Raw genomic sequence first — 25,268 nt, forward strand, 5'->3', positions numbered from 1 at the left:
GCGAGAGGACATGGATCAATCCGTACTGAATAGATATGACGGATAATAACAGCTCAGCCAAATCCACTTTGACTTGTATCAGATACTACTCGGCCTCCCTGGCCCCGGATGTCCGGCAATCGGGTGTAAAATTGGCCTGCGAACAGCTGTTTAAAGCTGTTGCATCATTTTGCGTACCCCAGCCACATGACGACGGCTGACGATCAGCGCATCACCGTTGAGGCCTTTTAGGAATAGCTGAAAATGCCCCAGGGGTGTGCGTTGCAATCGCTCGATACGCTCACGGGCGACCAGTGCATTGCGATGGATACGCACGAAACGGTCACCGAATTCATCTTCGAGGGCCTTGAGCGGCTCATCGAGCAGTACTTCGCCGCTTTCGTGGCGCAAGGTCACGTATTTGTGGTCGGCAATGAAATACACCACCTGATCCAGCGGAATCAGCTCGATCCCTTTACGGGTCCGGGCGCTGATATGGCTGCGCGGGCCGTTGCCGCTTTCGGCAGCGGGGCGGGTCAGGGCGCCGAGCTGGGCACGATTGGGGCGCTCGGCTCTCTTTAATGCTTCATGTAATTGTTCAGTTCTCACAGGTTTCACCAGATAGCCTACGGCGCTGGCCTGTAAGGCTTCCACGGCAAATTCATCGGGCCCGGCGCAGAACACCACGGCGGGGGGAGTTTCGCGTTCACACAACCGAGCAGCCACTTGCAGGCCATCCAGGCCGGGCATGCGGATATCGAGCAGCACGATATCCGGCTTGTGGCTGTCGATCAGTGCCAACGCCTCTTCGCCATTCGTGGCACTAGGCTCCAGGACACTGTACCCCTCGAGTTCGCCAACCATTCGGCTCAGGCGCTCGCGGGCCAAGGGTTCGTCATCAACGATCAGGACATTCATATTGCGCTGGATTCCTGCGTGAGTCTCGCACAAGGATAGCGTAGACAGGTGAAGTGACGTCCGTCACCGCGATCCACGCTAAGACTAGCGCGAGCGCCAAAAAGTGCCGTTGGTCCGGCGGCTAAATTTTCATCTGCCGGGCGATTGGCGGCCCAGGCCCGCGTTGGCGATGCATCGCCACAGGGTTTGCTGATACGCAATATGAACACCCCACTCTTCTTATAGCCAGCGGCTGCACCGAGAAGTGCGCTGGTCCTACTGTCCAACTGTAGACGGTTGCCGGGACGATATTGCTCAATTGGAAAATATCGTTCGGCAAAAATGCGCGAATATTGTCCGAGCCCGGGCTCTCGCCCCCCCAAAAAACGTATCGACCAGTGTCAGCGACAGGATTGGCAACCCTGTTATTATCCGCGCCAGCGTTCCACGCCTTCTTACTTCAAGCCGATACGAGCGAATTCATGAGCACTGACAAGACCAATCAGTCCTGGGGCGGCCGCTTCAGTGAACCCGTCGACGCCTTCGTCGCCCGCTTCACCGCCTCCGTCACCTTCGACCAGCGCCTGTATCGCCACGACATCATGGGCTCGATCGCCCACGCCACCATGCTGGCCAAGGTCGGCGTACTGACCGATGCCGAGCGCGACAGCATCATCGATGGCCTGAACACTATCCAGGGTGAAATCGAGGCCGGCCAGTTCGACTGGCGCATCGACCTCGAAGACGTTCACATGAACATCGAGGCACGCCTGACCGACCGCATCGGCGTGACCGGTAAAAAGCTGCACACCGGCCGCAGCCGTAACGATCAGGTTGCCACCGACATCCGTCTGTGGCTGCGTGACGAGATCGACCTGATCCTGGCCGAAATCACCCGCCTGCAAAAAGGCCTGCTGGAACAGGCCGAGCGCGAAGCCGCCAGCATCATGCCGGGGTTCACCCACCTGCAGACCGCACAGCCGGTGACGTTCGGGCACCACATGCTGGCCTGGTTCGAAATGCTCAGCCGCGACTACGAACGCCTGGTCGATTGCCGCAAGCGCACCAATCGCATGCCGCTGGGCAGCGCGGCGCTGGCCGGCACCACCTACCCGATCGATCGCGAATACACCGCCCAACTCCTGGGTTTCGACGCGGTTGGCGGCAATTCGCTGGACAACGTCTCCGATCGTGATTTCGCCATCGAATTCTGCTCGGCGGCCAGTATCGCGATGATGCACCTGTCGCGATTCTCCGAAGAGCTGGTGCTGTGGACCAGCGCGCAGTTCCAGTTCATCGATCTGCCCGACCGTTTCTGCACCGGCAGCTCGATCATGCCGCAAAAGAAAAACCCGGACGTGCCGGAGCTCGTGCGTGGCAAGACCGGTCGCGTATTCGGCGCGCTGATGGGCTTGCTGACCCTGATGAAAGGCCAGCCTCTGGCCTACAACAAGGACAACCAGGAAGACAAGGAACCGCTGTTCGACGCTGCCGACACCCTGCGCGACTCGCTGCGGGCCTTTGCCGACATGGTGCCGGCGATCAAGCCCAAGCACGCGATGATGCGCGAAGCGGCCCTGCGCGGCTTCTCTACCGCCACCGACCTGGCCGACTATCTGGTGCGTCGCGGCCTGCCATTCCGTGATTGCCACGAAATCGTCGGCCATGCCGTGAAGTACGGCGTGGACAGCGGCAAGGACCTGGCGGAAATGAGCCTGGAAGAACTGCGCAAGTTCAGCGACCAGATCGACCAGGACGTGTTCGCCGTACTGACCCTGGAAGGCTCGGTCAATGCCCGCAACCACATCGGCGGCACCGCGCCGGCGCAGGTGAAGGCTGCCGTGGCTCGCGGCCAGGCGTTGCTCGCCAGCCGCTAAAAGCCAAAAGCATCGCAAGCAGGCTCGCTCCAACATTGGATATGTGTTCGCACATCTAACCCTGTGTGCGAGCCTGCTCGCGATGACTGACTTCAGAACACCACAGAACTACTTCCTGGCCGCGACCATCGCCATGAACGCTGGCATCGCCGCCTCTCTGTCCAGCGCAATTCGCTGAACGTTGGGGTTCTGTCCCAGACGCTCCAGCAACGCCTTGGCCGCTGGCATTTCTGCCAACAGATCAATCCCGAACACCTTCTGCCCGACCGCACTGGCCAGTGAAACGCTGTACTGGAAGTACAGGTCGGCAATGCTCAAGCTTTCTCCAGCCACATAAGGGGCGAATTTGCCGTGCCTGGCCAGGGAGGCAAACCCCAGTAGCAACTCAGCCTTGCTCTTTTCCTTGATCGCCTCCGGCACCGTCATGCCAAAAAATGCTTCCGGGAAGCAGGCACGCGCCGGCAGTTCGATGTACAGCTCGATTTCCTTGGCCAACGCCAGCACCTGCGCGCGCTCGAACGGCTCACTCGACAACAGCGGCTTGCCCTTTTGGGCTTGTTCGATGTACTCGAGAATCACACTGGTTTCGTTAATGTAGCCCTGCTCGACGCCCAGCACCGGGACCTTGCCTCGCGGGCTGATCGCCAATGACTCCGGGGTCTGGGTCGGGACGAACATGACCTCCTCGAACGTCAGGCCTTTTTCCAGCAACGCCAGTTTGACCATGTTGTAGTAGTTGCTGACGCAAAATCCATAAAGTTTAAACATCACAAAGCCTCCAGGCCGTGCGGGGTGGGCGGTGTCTGTTTATAGAACGCTCAAGGCGTTCCTGCCAGCAGCAACATGCAGGTGAATGCGGGTAAACTGGCCGCCTTTCCCTGAGGAGCCTGCCATGAGCGAGCCAACCGATATCGACAACGACGAAGAAGAGTTCGCCGAAAGTACCCTGATCCAGGCCATCGAAAACCAGATCGAAAGCGACAACCCGCCGGCTGCCAAGGCGACGTTCAACAAGCTGACGCTGGTGGGTTACGAACGCGAAGAAATTCTTAACCTGATGGCTCACGTTTTGGCGGTCGAAATCGACGCGATTCTCGAAGAAGACCGCGCGTTTAACACCGAATGGTACGAAGCTGCCCTGCGCGCATTGCCCGAGTTGCCGCCGGAAAAGCAGTAAATCCACGCCCTCCCTGTAGGAGCGAGCTTGCTCGCGAAAAACCCGAGAGCGCCACGGGGCATCTGGTTTACGCGTCATCGTTGACGATCTTCGCGAGCAAGCTCGCTCCTACAGAGGCAAAAAACCCTGTCGCGAGCACTGGACATGCCGCGCAAGTGGGCTCACCTTAGGGGCGCTGTCGTCCAATTCCTAGAAAGTCTGGAGTCCTTATGTCGCTTACCCCTGAGTTGGTTGCCGAACTGGAAGTCCTCGCACTCTTCAACCTGGACAGTTCCCAGGAAGGTCTGAAAATTCATCAGACCGCTGCCCCGAAACACATCGCCGCCGCCAAACGCCTCTTTGAAAAAGAACTGACCGACCAGCCTGATGGCGGTTACCTGACCAGCCTGGGTCGTGACGCCGCGCAAAATGTGCAATCCGTGCTGACCATTCTTAACGCCGAAGTAACAGCCTGAATTCTGCCGCATCGCCCACGGAGACCCCGATCCAGGGATTTCCGCGGGCACATTCCCCTGATGCCTGCCTCAAGCCGTTAGAAATCTGACGCCAGAAAAACAAAATCAGCTTAAAAGTCCTCGCCTCAAGGCGCTAAACTGCCCCTCATCCGAAGAGCCCCACGTCCGAGCCCTGCGAGCCGGTTTGAGCTGACATGACGCGCACCCACGAAATCCGCCCTGATCTGGACGAGGGAATCGATCGCAAGGTTCTCAGCCAGCTGCGCGCACGCTTTCTGAAACTCAACGAAGGACGCATGGCTCGCGCCATGGAAGGGTTGTCGACCCGCCAGCAAGGGGTCCTGACCTTGCTGCCGCTGTTTTTCCACGTTAACCATCCGCTGTTGCCCGGCTACGTTTCCGGCAGTACGCCGGCCGGGCTGTCGAATTTCGAACCGGATGCCAATGTCCTCGCCGAAGCCCAGCGCCTGACCCGCTCGTTCTCCTACAAGCCGCGCCACGGCAGCAACCCGCCAAGGCCGATTCACGGACTGTTCCTGATGGGCAGCCTCGGCACCCTGGCGCAGGCCGACCAGAGCGACATGGATGTGTGGGTCTGCCATGGGCCGGACCTGACCGAGAACGAACTTGCCGAGCTGCGCAAGAAATGCCAGTTGCTGGAAGCCTGGGCCACCAGCCAGGGCGCCGAAGCGCATTTCTTCCTGATCGACCCGAGCCGTTTCGTCCGCGGCGAGCGCGATACCCAGCTGAGTTCGGAAGATTGCGGCACCACCCAGCACTACCTGTTGCTGGACGAGTTTTACCGCACCGCGATCTGGCTGGCCGGGCGCACACCGATCTGGTGGCTGGTGCCGGTCTACGAAGAGTCGAGCTACGACCGCTACACCCATACCCTGATTTCCAAGCGTTTCATCCGTGCCGATGAAACCCTCGACCTCGGCAACCTGGCCTACATCCCGCCCGGCGAATTTGTCGGTGCCGGGCTCTGGCAATTGTTCAAGGGCATCGAGTCGCCCTACAAGTCGGTACTCAAGCTGCTGCTGACCGAGGTTTACGCCAGTGAACACCCCAGGGTCTATTGCCTGAGCCTGCGCTTCAAGCAAGCGGTGTTCGCCAACCAGCTCGACCTCGACGAACTGGATCCGTATGTCGTGGTGTACCGGCGTATCGAGGAATACCTGATCGCCCGCAACGAACCGGAACGCCTGGAACTGGTACGTCGCGCGCTGTACCTGAAGGTCAATCGCAAACTCACCGGCAACAGCCGCACCCAGAGCTGGCAGCGCTCTTTGCTCGAACGCCTGGCCCATGAATGGCACTGGGACCAGCGCCAACTGACTCTGCTCGACAGTCGCAGCCAGTGGAAAGTCCGTCAGGTCAGCTCCGAGCGACGGGCACTGGTCAACGAGCTGAACTACAGCTACCGCTTCCTCACCCAGTTTGCCCGTCACGAACAAACGGTCAGCCGCATCAACAAGCGCGACCTGAGTGTCCTCGGCCGTCGCCTGTACGCCGCTTTCGAGCGCAAGGCCGGCAAAGTCGAATTCATCAACCCCGGCATCGCCCCGGACCTGGCTGAAGACACCCTGACACTGGTGCACGCACCGAACAAGAAAGAACCGGGGCAAAGCCAGTGGGGCTTGTACAACGGCAGCCTGACGGCACTGGAATGGGAGCATTTCGCGCCGATCAAACGCAGCCGTCACTTGCTCGAGCTGCTGACCTGGTGCCACCGCAATGGCGTGATCGACAGCAGCACCCGCCTGGCCCTGCACCCCGGCACCAGCGACTTGAGCGAATTCGAACTGTTCAACCTGCTCGGCAGCCTGCAACAGACTATCGCCCTGCCCTTGCCCACCGTCGCCGAGGAACCTCTGTTGCGCGCCAGCGTGCCGAGTGAAGTGCTGATCCTGGTGAATGTCGGCATCGATCCGCTCAAGCACCATCGCGACCTTAACATCCTCATGACCACCGAGCGCACCGACTCCCTGAGCTACGCAGGTGTCCGGGAAAATCTGGTGCTGACCCTGGACCAGGTCACGCTCAACAGCTGGAACGAAGTGCTGGTCGGCCGCTACGACGGCCCCCATGCCCTGCTCGACTGCATCCGCGACTACCTCAACAATCTGCCCGCCGGGCCGCAACAGCCGAAGCTGAGGGTGCGCTGCTTCTGCCATAACCGCGCGCAGTTCATTGCCCAACGGGTGGAAGAAATCCTCGATACCGCGCAGAACCTGCTGCTGAGCCGGCTCAACCATCGCTACCTGATCCAGGTCCAGCAGCACTACCACGTTCTGGAGTTGGTGCCGGGCCAGGTCCAGCACATCGCGCTAGCCACTCTGCCGGCACTGATCGATTACCTGGGCAAGGAAATGGCGAGCTACAGCCCGCTTCACCTGGACCCAAAGGCTTTGGAAGACCACGATCTCGCGCTGTTCCTGCCAACGGGCCAGCCGAACTGCATCCAAGTGTTCTACCGGGTCAACGAAGATCAGGCCGATCTGTACGTGCTCGATGAGTTCAATGCCCTGTGGCAGCAACGCCTGCCCTGGCACGACGAGCAAAGCCTGCTGGTGCCGCTGCAGCGTTTCCTGCAATCGATCCAGTACCGTCGCGATGCCCTGATGCCAATGGACGCGGCCCACCCCCTGAACCTCGACACCCTGTATTGCCAGTTGCTGCCGTCAGGCCCTGGCCGGGCGCGCCGCATCGAAGCCCGGCCGGTGCCGCAGACGCCGGTGAACAAGCCGTTCTACGACGTGCAGGCGATCGTCGGCAAAGCCGCACCGGGTCAGGTGCAGGTGACGTTGTATTGCAATCAACGGGAGTTTTCCGAGCTGGAGCATGGCGACCAGTTGTTCCGCGTGGTCGCCAGGGAAATCGTCGGGCAGCGCCGGGAAACCGAACGCTACCGCTGCTACATCACCGACCTCGACCTGTCAGGCCTGCTCGGTGAAGGGCAGAGTTCCACCCATCTGTACCTGCGCTTCAAAGCTGACCTGGAGCTGGCATTGAACGAGGCGCTCGATCAGGTCTGAGGGGTGTCACTCCGGGAACGCGCCGCCATTGGCCGGCTGCGATTCGACTTCCAGCAGCGTCAGCTTCAGGGTCTTGCCGCCCGGAGCCGGCCAATCGATGTGCTGGCCAACCTTCAGGCCGAGCAGCGCGCTGCCCACCGGCGCAAGGATCGAGACTTTGCCTTCGTCGGCGTTCGCATCCTTGGGATACACCAGGGTCAGGTGGTAGTCCTTGCCACTGCCTTCTTCGCGGCAATGCACACGGGAATTCATGGTCACGACATCCGCCGGCACTTCATCGTGGCCGACCAGGGTATCGGCGCGATCCAGTTCGGTTTGCAGCGCAATAACGCCCGGCAGCGTCTCGTCCAGGCTGTCGATCAGACGCTCAAGACGCTGAACGTCCAGACGGGTAAGGGTGATGGAAGGTGCGGTCATGGTCTGGGCAGACTCCTTTCTTCTGCACGAAAAAAGCAAAACCCCGCCAGAAAAAGGCGGGGTTTTCACAAGCCTCGATGGGTTGAGGCGTTTCCGGACACTATCACAGCTCAAAAAATATACAAGCCAGGCCATTTTTTGTGGGAGCGAGCCTGCTCGCGAAGAACGTTAAAGCGCCGCGTTCAACCAGACAGCCCTCGTCATCGTTAACGCCCATCGCGAGCAGGCTCGCTCCTACAGGGGATGGGTAGCGGCTTTTCGCCGGGCGGCCTGCGCACAAATCACCCGCCGACGTTCGTCATCGGCCGAACGCCATTCGCGAATGTCTTCGACGTGACGGAAACAGCCCAGGCAGACTTTCCGCTCGTCCAGCCGGCACACACCGCTGCAGGGCGACGGTACCACCGGGCTGACGTTGCTGTAGAGCGGCTTGGGAGCACGGACAGGCGCAGGCTGGGTCACGATCTCACAGGCCTTCGAAATCGAGCTCGACACCAGCCTGCTGCTGGACGATACGCTCAAGCATCTCACCCAACTGCTCTTCGCTCTTGTCGCACATCCAGCGCTCGCTTTCTTCGTCGTAGTCGAAATGGAAACCACCGGACACCGCCGCCAGCCACAGCTGACGCAGCGGCTCCTGGCGACTGAAGATCAACTGGCTGCCGTTCTCGAACTTGACGGTCAGCACACCGGCCGAGCTTTCGAGGTCGATATCCAGGTCGCTCTCGTCAAAGATGTCCTCCAGGGTTTGCTGGGTGGCATCGACAAGGTCATGGAAACGCGCTTCGGACAAACTCATTACGGCAACCTCAAAAAGTGTCTGATCAGGCTCAAGCGCCGCAAGATACGACTGAGCCCCGTCGATTGCAAAGGATAACAACCGAGGCCCCCCTTGTGGGAGCGAGCCTGCTCGCGAATGCGGACTGACATTCAACATTGATGTCGCCTGACACGACGCCTTCGCGAGCAGGCTCGCCCCACAGGGATTGCGTGATACCGGCCGGCCACGAGCCAAGCCCCGCCGGACGGGCGGTCCGTTGCATAGGCAAGCTGCCGGGTGGCCGGTATACTCCGGCGCAATTAATGCATTTTCAAGGATTTCGCCATGAAGCGCCTGATCTCTTCCCTTGCTGCGCTCCTCGCGGTTGCCTGCCTTGTGTCGGCCTGCGGTCAAAAAGGCCCGCTGTACCTGCCCGATGAAGACCAGGACCCTGTCGAGCAAGCCAAGTCGTCGCAGCAGCAGCCTGCCTCCAAAGCACACAAGCACGACGTCTACCAATAATAAGGGAACCTCATGGACGCTTTTAACTACCGTGACGGTGAACTGTTCGCGGAAGGTGTTGCCCTGTCTGCCATCGCCGAGCGCTTTGGTACACCGACCTACGTTTACTCGCGCGCGCACATCGAAGCGCAATACCTGGCTTACGCCGATGCACTGGCCGGCATGCCGCACCTGGTGTGCTTCGCTGTAAAGGCCAACTCCAACCTGGGTGTACTGAATGTCCTGGCGCGCCTGGGCGCCGGTTTCGACATCGTCTCCCGTGGCGAACTGGAACGCGTACTGGCCGCTGGCGGCACCGCTGACAAGATCGTGTTTTCCGGTGTCGGCAAGACCCGTGACGACATGCGTCGTGCCCTGGAAGTCGGCGTGCACTGCTTCAACGTCGAATCCACCGATGAGCTGGAACGTCTGCAAGTGGTCGCCGCCGAACTGGGCGTTCGCGCGCCGATTTCGCTACGCGTGAACCCGGACGTCGATGCCGGCACCCACCCGTACATTTCCACCGGTCTCAAAGAGAACAAGTTCGGCATCGCCATCGCCGACGCCGAAGACGTATACGTGCGTGCCGCGCAACTGCCGAACCTGGAAGTGGTCGGCGTCGATTGCCACATCGGCTCACAACTGACCACCCTGCCGCCGTTCATCGACGCCCTCGACCGCCTGCTGGGCCTGGTCGACCGCCTGAGCGATTGCGGTATCTACCTGCGCCACATCGATCTCGGTGGTGGCCTGGGCGTGCGCTACAAGGACGAGGAGCCGCCACTGGCTGCCGACTACATCAAGGCCGTGCGCGAGCGTCTCGACGGTCGTGACCTGGCGCTGGTGTTCGAGCCGGGCCGCTTCATCGTCGCCAATGCCGGTGTGTTGCTGACCCAGGTCGAGTACCTCAAGCACACTGAGCACAAAGACTTCGCCATCGTCGACGCGGCCATGAACGACCTGATCCGCCCGGCGCTGTATCAAGCCTGGATGGACGTCACCGCGGTGTGCCCGCGCAACAGCGCCGCTCGCGCCTACGACATCGTCGGCCCGATCTGCGAAACCGGCGACTTCCTGGCCAAGGATCGTCAGCTGGCCCTGGAAGAAGGCGACCTGCTGGCCGTGCATTCGGCCGGTGCCTACGGGTTTGTCATGAGCTCCAACTACAATACCCGCGGCCGTGCCGCTGAAGTGTTGGTGGACGGTGATCAGGCATTTGAAGTGCGTCGCCGTGAAACGGTAGCCGAGTTGTTTGCTGGCGAAAGCCTGCTGCCGGAGTAAAACCATGCTGCTGCGTTTTACCAAGATGCACGGCCTGGGCAATGACTTCATGGTCCTCGACCTGGTCAGCCAGCACGCGCATATTCTGCCCAAGCATGCCAAGCAATGGGGCGATCGGCACACCGGCATCGGTTTCGACCAGTTGCTGATCGTCGAAGCGCCGAGCAACCCGGACGTGGATTTCCGCTATCGGATCTTCAACTCCGACGGTTCCGAAGTGGAACAATGCGGCAACGGTGCGCGTTGTTTTGCCCGCTTCGTACTCGACAAGCGCCTGACCGCAAAACGGCAGATCCGCGTCGAGACCAAAAGCGGCATCATCGAACTGGACGTTCGTAGCGACGGCCAGATCAGCGTCAACATGGGCGCCCCGCGCCTGGTGCCGGCCGAGATTCCGTTCGAAGCCCCGAGCCAGGCCTTGAGCTATCAAGTCGACGTCGACGGCACCACGGTCGATCTGGCCGCCGTGTCCATGGGCAACCCCCATGCCGTGCTGCGGGTCAGTGATATCAACAACGCGCCGGTGCATGAGCTGGGGCCGAAAATCGAACATCACCCGCGCTTCCCGGCACGGGTCAATGTCGGTTTTCTCCAGGTCATCGACCGCAACCGCGCGCAGTTGCGCGTCTGGGAACGTGGAGCCGGGGAAACCCAGGCTTGCGGAACCGGTGCCTGTGCCGCCGCAGTGGCCGCGATCAGCCAGGGGTGGATGGATTCGCCGCTATTGATCGACCTGCCTGGCGGGCGCTTGTCCATCGAATGGGCAGGCCCTGGCCAACCGGTGATGATGACCGGCCCGGCAGTGCGCGTATATGAAGGACAAGTGCGTCTTTGAGTGAGCGAAACCCATGACCGACAAGCCTCAGGTACCCGCACGACAAACTGACGAGTCACCGTCCGAAAGCCTCGAGGCGGCGGCTGTTGCCGCGTACCTGGAGGCTCATCCGGACTTCTTCGTCGAGCACGAAGAACTGCTCCCGTCCCTGCGCATTCCCCATCGGCGCGGCGATACCGTGTCGCTGGTGGAGCGTCAGATGACCATCCTGCGCGACCGCAACATTGAACTGCGTCATCGCCTGTCGCATTTGATGGACGTGGCCCGGGACAACGACCGGCTGTTCGAAAAGACCCGTCGCCTGATCCTCGCATTGATGGATGCCGCCAGCCTGGAAGACGTGGTGATGTGCGTCGAAGACAGCCTGCGCCAGGAATTCCAGGTGCCCTTCGTCAGCCTCATCCTGCTCGGCGACAACGCCATGCCGGTGGGCCGCTGGGTCACCCACGCCGAAGCACAAGTGGCCATCGGCGGTTTGCTCTCGGAAGACAAAAGCGTCAGCGGCAGCCTGCGCGAGCATGAGCTGGATTTCCTGTTCGGCGAAGAACAGCGCAAGCAGATCGGTTCCACCGCCGTCGTTGCCATCAGCCACCAGGGCATCCACGGCATCCTGGCCATCGCCAGCCGTGATCCACAGCACTACAAAAGCTCGGTGGGCACCTTGTTCCTGAGCTACATCGCTGAAGTCATGGGCCGCGTGCTGCCACGGGTCAATAACTCTCTACGCTCGGTACGCTGAACATGGAACGACAACTCGACGCTTACTGCGAACACCTGCGCAGTGAGCGGCAGGTGTCGCCCCACACGCTGTCGGCCTACCGTCGCGACCTCGATAAAGTGCTGGTCTGGTGCGTCAAACAGAACATCGGCAGCTGGGCGGCGCTGGACATCCAGCGCCTGCGCAGCCTGATTGCCCGTCTGCACGCCCAAGGCCAATCGTCCCGCAGCCTGGCGCGATTGCTGTCGGCCGTTCGCGGGCTCTATCACTACCTGAACCGCGAAGGCCTGTGCGACCACGATCCGGCCAATGGCCTCGCACCGCCCAAAGGCGAACGCCGCCTGCCGAAAACCCTCGACACCGACCGCGCCCTGCAACTGCTGGAAGGTGGTGTGGAGGATGACTTTCTCGCTCGCCGGGATCAGGCGATTCTGGAACTGTTCTATTCCTCAGGGCTGCGCCTGTCGGAGCTGACCGGACTCAATCTCGATCAACTGGACCTGGCCGACGGCATGGTCCAGGTACTCGGCAAGGGCAGCAAGACCCGACTGTTGCCGGTGGGCCAAAAGGCTCGCGAAGCGCTGGAGCAGTGGCTGCCACTGCGGGCCATGGCCAACCCCGCGGACGATGCGGTGTTCGTCAGCCAGCAAGGCCGCCGCCTCGGCCCCCGGGCGATCCAGGTGCGGGTCAAGGCTGCCGGCGAGCGCGAACTGGGGCAGAACCTGCACCCGCACATGTTGCGGCACTCCTTCGCCAGCCATTTGCTGGAGTCCTCTCAGGATCTGCGCGCGGTGCAGGAACTGCTCGGCCACTCGGACATCAAGACCACGCAGATCTACACCCACCTGGACTTCCAGCACCTGGCCACGGTCTACGACAGCGCCCACCCACGGGCCAAACGCATTAAGGGCGACGATTCATGAGCATTCAGTTGATCACCTTCGACCTCGACGACACCCTGTGGGATACCGCCCCCGTCATCGTCAGCGCCGAAGCCGTTTTGCGTGAATGGCTGACCGAGCACGCGCCCAACCTGGGGGCAGTGCCGGTGGAGCATCTGTGGGCCATTCGCGAGCGCGTATTGAGCAAAGAGCCTGGTCTCAAGCACCGCATCAGTGCCCTGCGTCGACGGGTGCTGTTCCATGCACTGGAAGAGTCCGGTTATGGGCATGGCGAAGCCTCGGATCTGGCGGACAAGAGCTTTGAAGTGTTTCTGCACGCTCGCCATCAGATCGAAGTGTTTCCGGAAGTCGAACCGACCCTGGAAATCCTCGCCAACCATTACGCCCTCGGCGTGGTCACCAATGGCAACGCCGATGTGCGTCGGCTGGGCCTGGCGGATTACTTCAAGTTTGCGCTGTGCGCCGAAGACATCGGCATTGCCAAACCCGACGCACGACTGTTTCAGGAAGCCTTGCAGCGCGGTGGCGCGACCGCTGAAACGGCGGTGCACATTGGCGATCATCCGGGCGATGACATTGCCGGTGCGCAGCAGGCGGGAATGCGGGCGATCTGGTTCAACCCGGCGGGCAAGATATGGGAAGCAGAACGACTGCCGGATGCGGAGATTCGCAGCCTGACCGATTTGCCAGCATTGCTGGCGAGCTGGAACAGAGCCTCGAGCTGACACAAAAACCAATGTGGGAGCAAGCCCGCTCCCACAGAGAACTGTGCTCAACCCGAAGTTTGTTTCAGGCATGAAAAAGCCCGCAGCGACGGCGGGCTTTTTCAGCAAGCGGGTAGCAGGCTCAGATAGGCCGGCTGCCGTACTTGTTGTCCGGTTTCTTGGGCGGATCGGCGACCACATTGGCCTCCACTTCCTGCACCTTGCCGCCCTTGGCCAAAAACTCCTCCATGGCCCGCGCGAGAGCATCGCGTTCCTTGTTCTTGGCTTCGACACTCGGCAGCTCATCGACCGATACCGCTGCCTTGGCCTTGCCTTTGGCGGTCGGAGCCGGCGCATCACCGCCGTCGTCTTCAGCGACGTCTTCCGCCGCTGCTTCCAGACCTTCTTCGGTTTCGTCGTCGTCGCCTACTTCGAGGTCGTCGTTTTCCAGATCATCGTCGCTCATGTTCTACCTCATGACTTGCGAAAAGCAGATTAGTTATAGCCCAGCTTTGCCCTCTGTCGAAGGCTGCAGGAAAAAATTCAACAGCCGCTGCTGACCAGCGGTTATGCCTCTTCACCGTGCACGGTGGCGAGGACTTTACGGGCACCGCCATGATCACGGTGCTCGCCCAGATAAACGCCTTGCCAGGTCCCTAACGCCAACCGGCCTGCCGAAACCGGCAAACTGAGCTGACAGCCAAGTACGCTGGCCTTGAAGTGCGCCGGGAGGTCGTCCAGGCCTTCGTCGTTATGCTCATAGCCGTCTGTTCCTTGTGGGATCAGACGATTGAAAAATCGTTCGAAGTCGCGACGTACCGCCGGATCGGCGTTCTCGTTGATGGTCAACGACGCCGAGGTATGCTGCAGCCACAAATGCAACAGACCGACCCGACATGCCTTGAGTTCAGGCAAGCCGGCGAGTAATTCGTCCGTTACCAGATGAAAGCCCCTGGGCCTCGCCCGCAAGGTAATCAGAGTCTGTTGCCACATACAGTTCTCCGCACGTTCGGGGCGCATTCTAGCGCGCTCTGGGAAAAAACAAAGGCCCTAATATTCCTTCAATTCTGTAAGCCTTTGGCCGCACAAAAACACCTGACGCAAACATCGTAAAACCTGTAGGAAAAAACCTTTCAGCTCAGCCTTCAATGACAAATTCCAGACAAAAAAATGCCCGGCAAGCCGGGCAAGTTTTTTATCCGCGTGCTTACAAGTTGTAGCCGCGTTCGTTGTGAAGCGCCAGATCGATGCCGACCGCTTCTTCTTCTTCGTTGATGCGCAGGCCCATGACCATATCCAGCACCTTGAGGATGATGTAGGTAGCGATCGCGGTGTAGATCACCGTGAAGCCCACGCCTTTGCACTGAATCCACACTTGTGCGGCGATGTCGGTCACGGTGCCGAAGCCACCCAGGGACGGAGCAGCGAACACACCGGTCAGGATTGCGCCGAGGATACCGCCGATACCGTGCACACCGAAGGCGTCCAGGGAATCGTCATAGCCGAGCTTGCGCTTGAGGGTGGTGGCGCAGAAGAAGCACACCACGCCAGCCGCCAGACCGATAACCAACGCGCCCATCGGGCCAACGGTGCCGGCAGCCGGGGTGATTGCCACCAGACCGGCAACCACGCCCGAAGCGATGCCCAGTGCGCTAGGTTTGCCGTGGGTGAGCCACTCGGCAAACATCCAGCCCAGCGCAGCAGCGGCGGTAGCGATTTGAGTCACCAGCATCGCCATGCCGGCGGTGCCGTTGGCCGCAGCGGCGGAACCGGCGTTGAAACCGAACCAGCCGACCCACAGCATGGCCGCGCCCATCAGGGTGTAACCGAGGTTGTGCGGCGCCATCGGCGTGGTCGGGAAGCCCTTGCGCTTGCCCAGTACAAGGCAGGCAACCAGACCAGCCACACCGGCGTTGATGTGCACCACGGTGCCACCAGCGAAATCGAGCACGCCCCAGTCCCACATCAGGCCACCGTTGCCGGACCAGACCATGTGCGCGATCGGCGCATACACCAGGGTGAACCAGATGCCCATGAACACCAGCATTGCGGAGAACTTCATCCGCTCGGCGAACGCACCGACAATCAGCGCCGGGGTGATGATCGCGAAAGTCATCTGGAAGGTGACGAAGACCGCCTCGGGAAACAGCGCCGCAGGGCCGGTCAGGCTGGCTGGCGTGATACCGGCAAGGAACGCCTTGCCCATGCCGCCGAAGAAGGAGTTGAAGTTGACGACGCCCTGCTCCATGCCCGTGGTATCGAACGCGATGCTGTAGCCATAGATGACCCACAGGACGCTGATCAGACCGGTAATGGCGAAGCACTGCATCATCACGGAAAGAATGTTTTTCGACCGAACCATGCCGCCGTAGAACAGCGCGAGGCCGGGAATGGTCATGAACAGCACCAAGGCTGTCGAGGTCATCATCCAGGCGGTGTCGCCGGAGTTGAGGACTGGGGCCGCCACTTCGTCTGCCGCCAGAGCAAGGCTGGGCATTACGATGGACAACAGGGCTCCTAGCCCTGCGAATTTACGCAGAGTCATATTGTTTTCTCCTGGGGCGTTGGGTTTGTGGCGGCTTAGATTGCGTCGGTATCGGTTTCGCCGGTACGGATGCGAATCGCCTGTTCCAGATTGACCACGAAGATCTTGCCGTCACCGATCTTGCCGGTGTTGGCAGCCTTGGTGATGGCCTCGATTACCCGGTCCAGATCCTTGTCGTCGATGGCGACGTCGATCTTCACCTTGGGCAGGAAATCGACCACGTATTCCGCGCCGCGATACAGCTCGGTGTGACCCTTCTGCCGACCAAAGCCTTTGACTTCAGTGACGGTAATGCCCTGCACGCCGATCTCGGACAGCGACTCGCGTACGTCGTCCAGCTTGAACGGCTTGATGATGGCAGTGACTAGCTTCATGAAAACTCTCTCCCGAATTGGTGGACTTGCCCCAGGAAAACAAACCCGACTCAAGTCTAAGCGCAGTGCCTGGCTTTGTAACGCATCGTCGGCCCTGACCTGCCCGTCCGACGCTCCTCACGAAACACTCCCCCGCTTCGCTTGGCGCACTGCGTTCGTCACAGTGACTGCATCAGTGCATGGGTCATCAGGGTCTAAGCAGAAAGCTTGCCATCTCCACAAAAACTACTGTTTTCAAGCCTTTACCCGCAGATGACTGCCACTTCGCAACAACAGCCGACGCGATACGCACAACAACGGTGCGATACCGCCCGTCCCCATGCGCGAAAAGCGTGCATCCCTTGCCCGCGCAAATGACTATAGACACTGCGTGATACACTGCCCGTCATTGTTTCCAGGACATTGCCCATGCTCGCGCCAAAAGACTTCCTCGACGCCCTCACCGGCACCGCCTCCCGCCTCTTCAGCGGCGACACGCCTCTGCCGAAAGCTGAAATCGAAAGCCAGTTCAAGATGTTGCTGCAGAGTGGCTTCAGCAAACTGGATCTGGTGAGCCGGGAAGAATTCGATAGCCAGATGGTTGTGCTGGCGCGCACGCGGGCGCGGCTGGAGAGCCTTGAAGCGAAAGTGGCGGAGCTGGAAGCGAAGCTGAATCCGCCGACCGAATAAATGCTGATGTGAAATGCAGCCCCCCCTGTGGGAGCGAGCCTGCTCGCGATTGAAGGTCGGAACGACCTTGCACTTCACCTGTAGGAGCTGCCGAAGGTTCGGGCCGCGTTCGGACGATCTTTTGATCTTCAGCCCCGCAACAATCCCGGCAACGTCCTACAAACATCACACCGCCGTCCGATTGCGTCGCCAGGTATCCGCTCTCTAAGCTCATCCCAATGCTGAATATTCAGCACTGGGTTTGGCGACCTGGAACCAAGCAATGCACCGCAACCATCCGTTTTCGGGCAATTATCTCGATTCGAATTATGGCGGCTGTGTGTGGGAGACCTTAAGGTCTGCCGGTATTCGCTTGGCCGGTTCGCCAACCCGCACGCAGCTGCCACCCTTATTGTTTGGCGACGATAAATGGCAGTTATCTATCAAGCGAACTTGGGTACTGCTCCATGGAAGAAAACTTTCTAATCCCTCACATCTTCACCCGCCACAAGCTTCACCTCCACGCCTTACTCCTTCAAAACCAACCGTGGCTCTGCGCTCGCGACCTTGGCCGACTACTACGCATCTATCTCAACGAACGCCTAGTCCAGAAACTCGATCCTGACCAATATCAAACCACCAAAATCCTGATCCACGGCCGCATCGAAAACGCCCTGCTGATCAGCGAATCCGGCGTCTACGCCTTGCTGGTCTATCACTACTGCCCCGAATACCGAGCCTTACGCGAATGGCTCACACACGAAGTCGTTCCCGCCCTGCGAGACGCCCAACACCCCACCACAATCGAGCGCCCACAACTGAGCCTGCTCAACTGGCCGGAAAGGTCATTGAGCCTGCTGCACTGGAACAACCAGCCGTGGATTCGGCTGCAGGATGTGCCGCAGATGATGACAGAGCGGGAGCAGGCAAGACGCCCGGTAAAACCGTGGTGGAAGCGGGCTTCACGTGTCTTGCAGTCGCTTTGAACATTTTAACGTTCAACCACGCTCGATCTGGGCTGAGCGCAACTCGTAGGTCGATTGCAGATTCAGCCAGAAATCGGGTGTGGTGTTCAGGTGGATGGATAGCTTTTGCGCCAGACCAACTCTGACACCGCTCCGCTGATTCACCACATCGCTTACTTCCGCCTCTGGCTCGTTCAGCGAGCGAGCCAGAGCATCGGTTGTAACGCCCAGTGACTTCAAAAACTCCTCGCTGAGAATTTCGCCAGGATGAATCGGGCGCATCCCATTCCTGTTCATTCACGCCTCCTAAGGCTGCATTCAGCGAGATCATAAGCAGCAACCTTCATCCGGCAAGACCATCCACGCTCTTTCATCGAAGTCCTTCAACAATCTCGGCACGGTCCTACAAAAAAGCAGCTCTCCGGCCTGATTTATCAGTCCGCCCCTTTTCTTTACGCTTTTCGCGTCTTCAATTTAACTCCTAGGCACAGGAGGTCCATGATTCACAAAAAGCGAAAAGCTAGGCTGTTGCTCATCGTTCAGTATCATGCTGAAGCGCTTCGACTGACTGGTAATATTTCAGCCAATCAACAACGATTTCTTGATGTCGCTGCCACTCACGGCAAAAACCTTGAACCTCTGGGCTTGCTTGCCGGCAAAAGAACCTGAACCTAGCTACCAAAGAACCGCCTGAATGGCGGTTTTTTGTCTGCCAGCATGCTCCAGGCTGACTCGCAACATCCTGCGAAAATTCATCTTCTCTGGCGCCACGCGAAATCCTCATCTCCTGACTACCCTTGAAAACCCGCAGGAAGCGGTATCCGTCATTTCAAGGAACGACCATGTCCCTCTCCATCGTCCACAGCCGCGCCCAGATTGGCGTGGATGCCCCCGCTGTCAATGTTGAAGTCCATCTGGCCAATGGTTTGCCATCGCTGACCATAGTCGGCCTGCCCGAGGCGGCGGTGAAGGAAAGCAAGAAACGGGTGCGCAGTGCGACCATCAATTCGGGGCTGCAGTTTCCGCCACGGCGCATTATCCTGCGGCGCGCAAGCCCGGGCATTCGTTGGTGGTGCCGCGCGCCAATACCGATGAAGCGTGCCTCGCGTCGGGCTTGAAAGTGATTAGCAAACCCTATTCCGATTTGATGAATTGCAGGGACAACTCGCGGCGAAACGTGCGCTGTTGAATTCTTCCCCAGACGCTCACAACATGTTTATTTTGCGTTGAAACACACCCAACGACTCATGATGGCGGAATGTCTTTTCCCTAGGGATTTTGCGATCCCATCTGTATACTCTGCGCACTTTTTTCCCGTGATCAGCCATGACCTCTATAGAAGAATATCTCAAGGAAAAGCACGGCAAGCCGGTCGTTTCCAGACTTGAGCACAGAATTAGAGGCGGCGCGAACAACGCAAAGGGCAATACCTTTGAGACAGATTTTGCCGTGCACACCATTGCGCAGCTCTATGTTTTAGGTGGCGATCACAAAAGCACAGAAATTCTGACCCAGGCTGTTGACTTAGTAGATGACCTGGTGTGCGAAAACCCTACTTTGGGCACAAAAGAGAATTATCAGCTGAAAAACTCCCCAACTATTCGATGGGGGTCGGGAATTGCGGACGACTTTGCCATCCAGCAAGATGTAAATACTAATTTCTACAACATACCAAGCTCAAAAACTATTCTTGTAATTTCTGATGAAAACTGCCATCGCAGACTGACTAAAAAAATTCCAGAAATTATCAAGACACATTCTGCCTGCGTGTACTTTAAATCTGAGACGTTCAATTCACTGCTTGCTAGCAATGACCCGCAGATTCAGCCATTTAAAGAGCTATGCGCATTCCCAAACGACCCAGATAAAGTAACCACCGTATGGCAAGCACTCAATGGGGCTTGGACTACAAACAGAGCAAATAGCGTAACGGCTCTTAAAATTGTTGAGGCAGCGGCGCAAGGCTTTAAACCCTACTATTTCAAACTCAATGCGGGCGCCGACATCCCAGAATCCTTGAAGGCTATCCTTGACAAAGTCGACGGACTAAGCTATAGCGTATGCAACGGTTTCCTTGTGTACGATATAAAAGGATGTCTTGAAGGAACGATACAAATCGACTCGGACAGCCTAAACGAATTGGAAACAAAGCTGTCTAACAATCCAGTGACTGACTGGAGTAGCTTCATCGATGTTATTAGCCGGGGTGATGTATGATAACTAAAGTCGCAGTAGCAGAAAATGCCGAGCGCACTTGGGCTTATCCTAATGAACAACGCAGTATCGATATGCTTTCTAGCCTGCTCGATACTTCGTCCCCTCCAAAGGCTTATCAGGACACGATGTATCGAATTGGTCAGTTGCTGGCCGAAAAGCTCTATGATGAACAAAAAATATCGTCTAAGAGCAAGATTTGTATCGTGTCCACTGTAGAGGATGCGGACTTCTTATCGAAAGGTGTATATGACACCCTCGCTGATAAGGTGCAAGAACTCTATTTTGTTTGCGTTTGGAACCAACGTGAAAGCATGTTTGAGGGCAGCGCTACCGTTGCCCCAATCATTCGTAAATTTATGCAACCAGGCTATGAGAACTCCGATGAGATGATTGTAGTAAAATCTATTATCTCTGGTTCTTGTGTAGTAAAAACGAATATTACTGCACTTTTTGACAAAATTCGACCAAAGAAAATTCATGTAGTTTCGCCAGTAATGCATGAAGATTCAGCGAGAAAACTGTTGAAAGAATTCCCAAGCAGCTACTCTGGGCTGTTCGATTTTGAATTCTTAGCAAAAGACAGAGATCGCGATAATAACACTGGCGAGATAAGACCGGGAATTGGTGGCAATGTATATGAAAGACTTGGTTTCTCCAATCAAGCGGACAAGAACCAATATTGGCCAAAGCTCGTGAAATCCATGCTACACGCGATGTAACTTAATATCATGAAAAGGCCCGCCAATGCTGCGGGCCTTTTTTTGTATCTAACACCAAATCCCCCACACGTGCCCGCGAAATCCAACTGGAATTTCTTATACCTCTTATGGCGGGGCTGGAGGTGACGATTTCCGAAAACCTTTGCTGCTGGGGCCGCCCGGTCGTGAAATCTTGGTATTAGCATATACAACGAAGTCTGGACACGCGGCTAGTCCATGCCATAGTCGACTATCCCATGCGTTGCATCCAAGCTTATCCCTAGCTTCGTCATACCTTCGCTTCAACACCCCATCGAGAGCCTTCTGCGTCACTCCACCAGGATAATATTGACGTAACTCTCCAATCAGCCCGCTAACTGTACTAGATGCCTCACCTTTGAATCTTTCGATAAGTCCAAGCCGGTCAAGATGCTGATGCGCAATTGCACCTGCCTGGCTGAACTTACCCTCACCTCCACCATAGTATTGAATAGAAAGCCTTCCGTTGTTAACGGTAACCTTGCAGTGTAGCAAGGCCTCCTCATTATCTACGGTGAAGTAGGGATGACAATAAATCAGGTGATTTTTGTCGAAATAATTTGATTTTCTCTGATTGCAGCCATAGCAGATATAGAGCAGATTTTCGTGATAAACGGAATACTCTGGAAAATAGTCCTTGGGCATATAGTGATCCCAAGTTTTCGGATCGTTCAACATGCAGTACGCGCATCGCTGCACATTAATATCTGCTTGTGACTGTAAGGATTTTAGAATGGCATCCTTATGCGAGGATAATTCCTTGGTGTTAACAGCATAGCACGACTTCAGAGCCTCAGACGCCTTGTCAGTCCAAGCCTGCTCTATGGGCGTATGAAACCCCTTTAATATTGTTGCATATGACTTGCAAAGAGCTAATACGTCAACTTTCACCGCCATTAGCTCGGCTCTTGTCTTCAAATTCTTATTGCCAATAATTTTTTGGAAATAACTGTCAACGTCGAGACTATTTGCTGCTAGTTGATATCTCATTGCAGCGATGCCTTTCCTTCCCCTAGCGACTCGAGGTAAATGTCAGCACTTAAACTCAATTGATTGCTGAAAATGGCGCGTACAGCTTCAACATCTTGGTTCGCTTCACTATACATACGGTCCAGCACCGAACGATAGTCGCGGTCAGCCTCAGTAGAAGAGAAGACAAACTTGGTTAACTCTGACAAACTTTCTCCAAATGTCTGAAAAGTAGGTTTCAAAACCATTGGAGTCATCCGATCCCGACGAATTACATGGACACACTCCATGGGGAGTTGTTGGATTACCAAGGGCGAATGCGTAGCAATAATGGCAAACGAATCCTGACTTTCCAGAATTTCGCTGAGCGTATTCAGGAGACCAGTAAGCAATTGAGGATGCAGATGCAACTCTGGCTCGTCAAATAGAATTAATGTACGGCGGTCAATTTTTGAAAGTATATGAAATACACAATTTAGAGCCAGCCGTTGTCCGGCGCTTAAACGTTCGTAAAGGTTTTTATTATTCTCCGGCTCATCGATAAAAGTATCCAAATCATCAATTCGAACGAGATTCCCAAGAACTTTTTTCAGTAGATCTCGCTTTTCATCGGAAAGGCTGGCGAGCGTTGTTTGAATTTCCTCCAGAAGATCCTCTTTGCTCTTGAGGCGTCCTCGATGATGTTGCAGCCCACAATAGCTGTATTTAAATTTTTCACCCTGCAACTGCGTCGGGCGTTCAAATTCGTCAAATGCACTAAACGATACAGCTACAACGCCATATATTGAAGGAACAGGATTAATAACATCATCGCCTTGAAGCGCAGATCGCTTTGCCTTTAGAGCCTGCTTTGAAAAACGGCTCATCAACATTGCAAGCCTTGCCATCACTTGCGTTTTTCCGACACCGTTTAGCCCAACAATCGACTGCATGCGGCGAGGTGCGCCAAGTTTAGAGTAGAAGTCAAAGTGGAATTCATGCGGAGCACTCGCTCCCTCGAGTAGTACTTTTGCAGTAAATGCATTTATTAATTGCTGTTCGGCGCCAAAGCGAATCCCTGCGTCGTCGAGTAATTCGCGAGCTTCCGGCTCTCTAAGTAGAGAAATCTGAAAGCAAGGCTGCTCTTGGAACCGAAGTTTTACATCAAGTAAAAATGAGGCATCGCTAAGTGTTTTCAGAACATCACGAGCCATTTCCATGTCAAGCCTGGCTAGTCCATCGTAATACTTTTTGCTTGAGCTGAGCGAGCATATCGACTCGAGAAGCGCCCGTGGAACCAACGCGCCGGGCTGCACCTCTTGAAACGGTCTATTCTCCAAGCCTTCAGCCTGACCGCCCTTCATTATTTTTATTTGGTTAAGCTCTACTTGAATGTTCCCACTCAACCTTAAGCGCACACCAAAAAGCGTATAGTAGGAGTAATCATTCCAACCGTCTCGCGCAAGTAGAAGATGAGGATAGGGAGCATCTGACGGTGCCCCTACGAAAAATCGACTGCAGATATAGATGTCCATTGGGAGACGCTAGCAGGAACGAGTATGTTTCGTCTAGGCTGTGGTATTCGAGAGACAGCAAACTGGACAGATCTATTTGAAAATAGTGTTCCATGCGCCACTCGACACTCACAATTAAGTTCATTCCTAGGCTTAGTCGGCATCCTGCGCGTCGCAAACAGGTCACTGACACCCCTTGTAAACCTATCTTCGAGCATATCGTTCTTTTTCAACTACCCTTCAAAAACCGCAGGAAGCGGTCCAACGTCAGCTCAAGGAACGACCATGTCCCTCTCCATCGTCCACAGCCGCGCCCAGATTGGCGTGGATGCGCCCGCCGTTACCGTCGAAGTCCATCTGGCCAACGGTCTGCCCTCACTGACAATGGTCGGCTTGCCTGAAGCGGCGGTGAAAGAAAGCAAGGACCGGGTGCGCAGCGCGATCATCAATTCGGGGCTGCAATTTCCAGCGCGACGGATCACGCTGAATCTGGCGCCGGCGGATTTGCCCAAGGATGGCGGGCGATTCGATCTGGCAATTGCGCTGGGGATTCTCTCGGCCAGCGTGCAGGTGCCGACGCTGACACTGGATGACGTGGAGTGTTTGGGGGAGCTGGCGCTTTCCGGCGCAGTGCGGCCGGTCCGCGGGGTGCTACCGGCGGCATTGGCGGCGCGCAAGGCCGGGCGCTGGTTGATGGTGCCGCAGGCGAATGCCGAAGAGGCTTGCCTGGCGTCGGGGTTGAAGGTCATTGCAGTGGACCATCTGCTGCAGGCGGTGGCGCACTTCAATGGGCACACCCCCATCGAGCCTTACGTTTCCAACGGTTTGCTCTACGCCAGCAAACCCTATCCCGACTTGAACGAAGTTCAGGGGCAAATGGCGGCCAAACGCGCGCTGCTGATTGCAGCAGCGGGTGCGCATAACCTGCTGTTCAGCGGGCCACCGGGTACGGGCAAGACACTGCTGGCGAGCCGATTACCAGGGCTGCTGCCACCCCTGGCCGAGAGCGAAGCACTGGAAGTCGCAGCGATTCAATCCGTCGCCAGTTGTGTGCCACTGAGCCATTGGCCGCAGCGCCCCTTCCGACAACCACACCATTCCGCCTCAGGACCGGCACTGGTGGGCGGTGGCTCGAAACCACAACCGGGCGAAATCACCCTCGCTCACCATGGCGTGTTGTTCCTCGATGAACTCCCGGAATTTGATCGCAAGGTATTGGAGGTATTGAGAGAGCCACTGGAATCCGGCCACATCGTAATTTCCCGCGCCAAGGACCGCGTACGCTTCCCGGCGCGCTTTCAATTGGTCGCCGCGATGAATCCCTGCCCCTGTGGATATCTTGGCGAACCGAGTGGCCGTTGTTCCTGTACGCCGGACATGGTTCAGCGCTATCGCAACAAACTGTCGGGGCCACTGCTGGATCGTATTGATCTGCACCTGACGGTTGCTCGCGAAGCCACGACATTGAATCCTGCGTTAAAACCCGGCGACGACACTGCCACCGCCGCCGAGTTGGTTGCCGACGCACGAGAACGGCAACAAAAGCGCCAAGGCTGTGCCAATGCCTTTCTCGACTTGCCGGGCCTGCGCAGTTACTGCAAGTTATCCACAACAGACGAAACCTGGCTGGAGACGGCGTGTGAACGACTGACCTTGTCACTGCGAGCGGCCCATCGACTGCTCAAAGTAGCGCGCACTCTTGCGGACCTTGAACAAGTCGATGAGATCAGACGCGAGCACTTGGCCGAAGCGCTGCAATATCGGCCAACAACACTTTAG

General features: G+C 57.3%; 28 protein-coding genes and 2 pseudogenes. 17 read left to right on the forward strand and 13 right to left on the reverse strand.

The window, feature by feature from the left end; genetic code table 11:
- Positions 1–150: 150 nt before the first annotated feature.
- Positions 151–897, reverse strand: a complete 747-nt coding sequence (locus tag BSF44_RS09920) for a LytTR family DNA-binding domain-containing protein (RefSeq protein ID WP_095943358.1) — start codon at positions 895–897, stop codon at positions 151–153.
- Positions 894–1,010 (reverse strand): annotated as a pseudogene (locus tag BSF44_RS31090) (sensor histidine kinase); the annotation flags it as partial. The gene BSF44_RS09920 and the pseudogene BSF44_RS31090, both read right to left, overlap by 4 nt.
- Before the next feature lie 348 nt (positions 1,011–1,358).
- Between BSF44_RS31090 and argH the strand changes: the two are divergent.
- Positions 1,359–2,753: an argininosuccinate lyase gene (gene argH, locus BSF44_RS09925; protein ID WP_008001478.1), complete on the forward strand. Its 1,395-nt coding sequence runs from the start codon at positions 1,359–1,361 to the stop codon at positions 2,751–2,753.
- 108 nt (positions 2,754–2,861) lie between these two features.
- Here argH and BSF44_RS09930 read toward each other — a convergent pair whose 3' ends face one another.
- On the reverse strand, positions 2,862–3,521 hold the full coding sequence (locus BSF44_RS09930) for a glutathione S-transferase (protein ID WP_095943359.1): 660 nt from the start codon (positions 3,519–3,521) through the stop codon (positions 2,862–2,864).
- 124 nt (positions 3,522–3,645) lie between these two features.
- Here BSF44_RS09930 and BSF44_RS09935 point away from each other — a divergent pair, with 124 nt between their 5' ends.
- The 3 genes from BSF44_RS09935 (at position 3,646) to BSF44_RS09945 (ending at position 7,423) form a co-directional block, all read left to right on the forward strand.
- On the forward strand, positions 3,646–3,930 hold the full coding sequence (locus BSF44_RS09935) for a hypothetical protein (RefSeq protein WP_046039010.1): 285 nt from the start codon (positions 3,646–3,648) through the stop codon (positions 3,928–3,930).
- A 209-nt stretch (positions 3,931–4,139) separates the two neighbouring features.
- The gene (locus BSF44_RS09940; RefSeq protein WP_007980796.1) at positions 4,140–4,385 is read left to right on the forward strand and encodes a TIGR02647 family protein; all 246 of its coding nucleotides are present in this window, start codon (positions 4,140–4,142) and stop codon (positions 4,383–4,385) included.
- A gap of 194 nt (positions 4,386–4,579) precedes the next feature.
- The gene (locus tag BSF44_RS09945) at positions 4,580–7,423 is read left to right on the forward strand and encodes a class I adenylate cyclase (RefSeq protein ID WP_095943360.1); all 2,844 of its coding nucleotides are present in this window, start codon (positions 4,580–4,582) and stop codon (positions 7,421–7,423) included.
- A 6-nt stretch (positions 7,424–7,429) separates the two neighbouring features.
- On the opposite strand, the gene rnk is transcribed toward BSF44_RS09945, so the two are convergent.
- From rnk to cyaY, 3 genes are all read right to left on the reverse strand, one after another.
- Positions 7,430–7,840: a nucleoside diphosphate kinase regulator gene (gene rnk, locus BSF44_RS09950; protein WP_095943361.1), complete on the reverse strand. Its 411-nt coding sequence runs from the start codon at positions 7,838–7,840 to the stop codon at positions 7,430–7,432.
- 234 nt (positions 7,841–8,074) lie between these two features.
- Positions 8,075–8,302, reverse strand: coding sequence for a DUF1289 domain-containing protein (locus tag BSF44_RS09955; RefSeq protein ID WP_095943362.1), 228 nt, complete (start codon positions 8,300–8,302; stop codon positions 8,075–8,077).
- Between the two features lie 4 nt (positions 8,303–8,306).
- The gene (gene cyaY / locus BSF44_RS09960; protein ID WP_008050853.1) at positions 8,307–8,639 is read right to left on the reverse strand and encodes an iron donor protein CyaY; all 333 of its coding nucleotides are present in this window, start codon (positions 8,637–8,639) and stop codon (positions 8,307–8,309) included.
- 306 nt (positions 8,640–8,945) lie between these two features.
- Here cyaY and BSF44_RS09965 point away from each other — a divergent pair, with 306 nt between their 5' ends.
- The 6 genes from BSF44_RS09965 to BSF44_RS09990 are packed head-to-tail and all read left to right on the forward strand — an operon-like array spanning position 8,946 to position 13,562.
- The gene (locus BSF44_RS09965; RefSeq protein ID WP_007980804.1) at positions 8,946–9,122 is read left to right on the forward strand and encodes a lipoprotein; all 177 of its coding nucleotides are present in this window, start codon (positions 8,946–8,948) and stop codon (positions 9,120–9,122) included.
- A 12-nt stretch (positions 9,123–9,134) separates the two neighbouring features.
- Positions 9,135–10,382 carry a diaminopimelate decarboxylase gene (lysA, locus tag BSF44_RS09970; protein ID WP_095943363.1) on the forward strand — a complete coding sequence of 416 codons (1,248 nt, stop codon included), beginning with the start codon at positions 9,135–9,137 and terminating at the stop codon, positions 10,380–10,382.
- Between the two features lie 4 nt (positions 10,383–10,386).
- A complete protein-coding gene (gene dapF, locus BSF44_RS09975; RefSeq protein WP_095943364.1) occupies positions 10,387–11,217 on the forward strand; it encodes a diaminopimelate epimerase in 831 nt (276 codons plus the stop codon).
- Between the two features lie 13 nt (positions 11,218–11,230).
- A complete protein-coding gene (locus tag BSF44_RS09980; protein WP_095943365.1) occupies positions 11,231–11,956 on the forward strand; it encodes a DUF484 family protein in 726 nt (241 codons plus the stop codon).
- Positions 11,957–11,958: 2 nt separating this feature from the next.
- Complete coding sequence (xerC, locus tag BSF44_RS09985; RefSeq protein ID WP_095943366.1) at positions 11,959–12,858, forward strand: tyrosine recombinase XerC; 900 nt, start codon at positions 11,959–11,961, stop codon at positions 12,856–12,858.
- Entirely contained in the window at positions 12,855–13,562 is a 708-nt protein-coding gene (locus BSF44_RS09990; RefSeq protein WP_095943367.1) for an HAD family hydrolase, read from the forward strand. The genes xerC and BSF44_RS09990 overlap by 4 nt, the downstream gene beginning before the upstream one ends.
- A 121-nt stretch (positions 13,563–13,683) precedes the next feature.
- Here BSF44_RS09990 and sutA read toward each other — a convergent pair whose 3' ends face one another.
- The 4 genes from sutA to glnK form a co-directional block, all read right to left on the reverse strand.
- Entirely contained in the window at positions 13,684–14,007 is a 324-nt protein-coding gene (sutA, locus tag BSF44_RS09995; protein ID WP_095943368.1) for a transcriptional regulator SutA, read from the reverse strand.
- Positions 14,008–14,108: 101 nt separating this feature from the next.
- Complete coding sequence (locus BSF44_RS10000) at positions 14,109–14,534, reverse strand: secondary thiamine-phosphate synthase enzyme YjbQ (RefSeq protein WP_095943369.1); 426 nt, start codon at positions 14,532–14,534, stop codon at positions 14,109–14,111.
- A 214-nt stretch (positions 14,535–14,748) separates the two neighbouring features.
- A complete protein-coding gene (locus BSF44_RS10005; protein ID WP_095943370.1) occupies positions 14,749–16,086 on the reverse strand; it encodes an ammonium transporter in 1,338 nt (445 codons plus the stop codon).
- 35 nt (positions 16,087–16,121) lie between these two features.
- On the reverse strand, positions 16,122–16,460 hold the full coding sequence (glnK, locus tag BSF44_RS10010) for a P-II family nitrogen regulator (RefSeq protein ID WP_002555808.1): 339 nt from the start codon (positions 16,458–16,460) through the stop codon (positions 16,122–16,124).
- A 408-nt stretch (positions 16,461–16,868) separates the two neighbouring features.
- Here glnK and BSF44_RS10015 point away from each other — a divergent pair, with 408 nt between their 5' ends.
- Both BSF44_RS10015 and BSF44_RS10020 read left to right on the forward strand, forming a co-directional pair.
- Positions 16,869–17,129, forward strand: coding sequence for an accessory factor UbiK family protein (locus BSF44_RS10015; RefSeq protein ID WP_046038993.1), 261 nt, complete (start codon positions 16,869–16,871; stop codon positions 17,127–17,129).
- A gap of 446 nt (positions 17,130–17,575) precedes the next feature.
- Positions 17,576–18,094 carry a Bro-N domain-containing protein gene (locus tag BSF44_RS10020; protein ID WP_095943371.1) on the forward strand — a complete coding sequence of 173 codons (519 nt, stop codon included), beginning with the start codon at positions 17,576–17,578 and terminating at the stop codon, positions 18,092–18,094.
- A gap of 12 nt (positions 18,095–18,106) precedes the next feature.
- On the opposite strand, the gene BSF44_RS10025 is transcribed toward BSF44_RS10020, so the two are convergent.
- Entirely contained in the window at positions 18,107–18,370 is a 264-nt protein-coding gene (locus tag BSF44_RS10025; protein WP_095943372.1) for a HigA family addiction module antitoxin, read from the reverse strand.
- Positions 18,371–18,571: 201 nt separating this feature from the next.
- Between BSF44_RS10025 and BSF44_RS30305 the strand changes: the two genes are divergently transcribed.
- From BSF44_RS30305 to BSF44_RS10040, 4 genes and pseudogenes are all read left to right on the forward strand, one after another.
- Positions 18,572–18,742, forward strand: a complete 171-nt coding sequence (locus tag BSF44_RS30305; protein ID WP_172435330.1) for a hypothetical protein — start codon at positions 18,572–18,574, stop codon at positions 18,740–18,742.
- A gap of 173 nt (positions 18,743–18,915) precedes the next feature.
- Positions 18,916–19,288, forward strand: a pseudogene (locus BSF44_RS10030) (magnesium chelatase domain-containing protein); the annotation flags it as partial.
- Positions 19,289–19,399: 111 nt separating this feature from the next.
- Positions 19,400–20,290, forward strand: a complete 891-nt coding sequence (locus BSF44_RS10035; protein ID WP_095943373.1) for a hypothetical protein — start codon at positions 19,400–19,402, stop codon at positions 20,288–20,290.
- A complete protein-coding gene (locus tag BSF44_RS10040; protein WP_095943374.1) occupies positions 20,287–21,009 on the forward strand; it encodes a hypothetical protein in 723 nt (240 codons plus the stop codon). The genes BSF44_RS10035 and BSF44_RS10040 overlap by 4 nt, the downstream gene beginning before the upstream one ends.
- A gap of 105 nt (positions 21,010–21,114) precedes the next feature.
- On the opposite strand, the gene BSF44_RS10045 is transcribed toward BSF44_RS10040, so the two are convergent.
- On the reverse strand, positions 21,115–22,017 hold the full coding sequence (locus BSF44_RS10045) for an HNH endonuclease (protein ID WP_095943375.1): 903 nt from the start codon (positions 22,015–22,017) through the stop codon (positions 21,115–21,117).
- On the reverse strand, positions 22,014–23,510 hold the full coding sequence (locus BSF44_RS10050; protein WP_095943376.1) for an AAA family ATPase: 1,497 nt from the start codon (positions 23,508–23,510) through the stop codon (positions 22,014–22,016). Before BSF44_RS10050 ends, BSF44_RS10045 begins: the two co-directional genes overlap by 4 nt.
- Positions 23,511–23,774: 264 nt before the next feature.
- Between BSF44_RS10050 and BSF44_RS10055 the strand changes: the two genes are divergently transcribed.
- Positions 23,775–25,268, forward strand: coding sequence for a YifB family Mg chelatase-like AAA ATPase (locus BSF44_RS10055; RefSeq protein ID WP_095943377.1), 1,494 nt, complete (start codon positions 23,775–23,777; stop codon positions 25,266–25,268).

The organism is Pseudomonas sp. ACN8 (assembly GCF_002303925.1).
Classification (GTDB): Bacteria; Pseudomonadota; Gammaproteobacteria; order Pseudomonadales; family Pseudomonadaceae; genus Aquipseudomonas.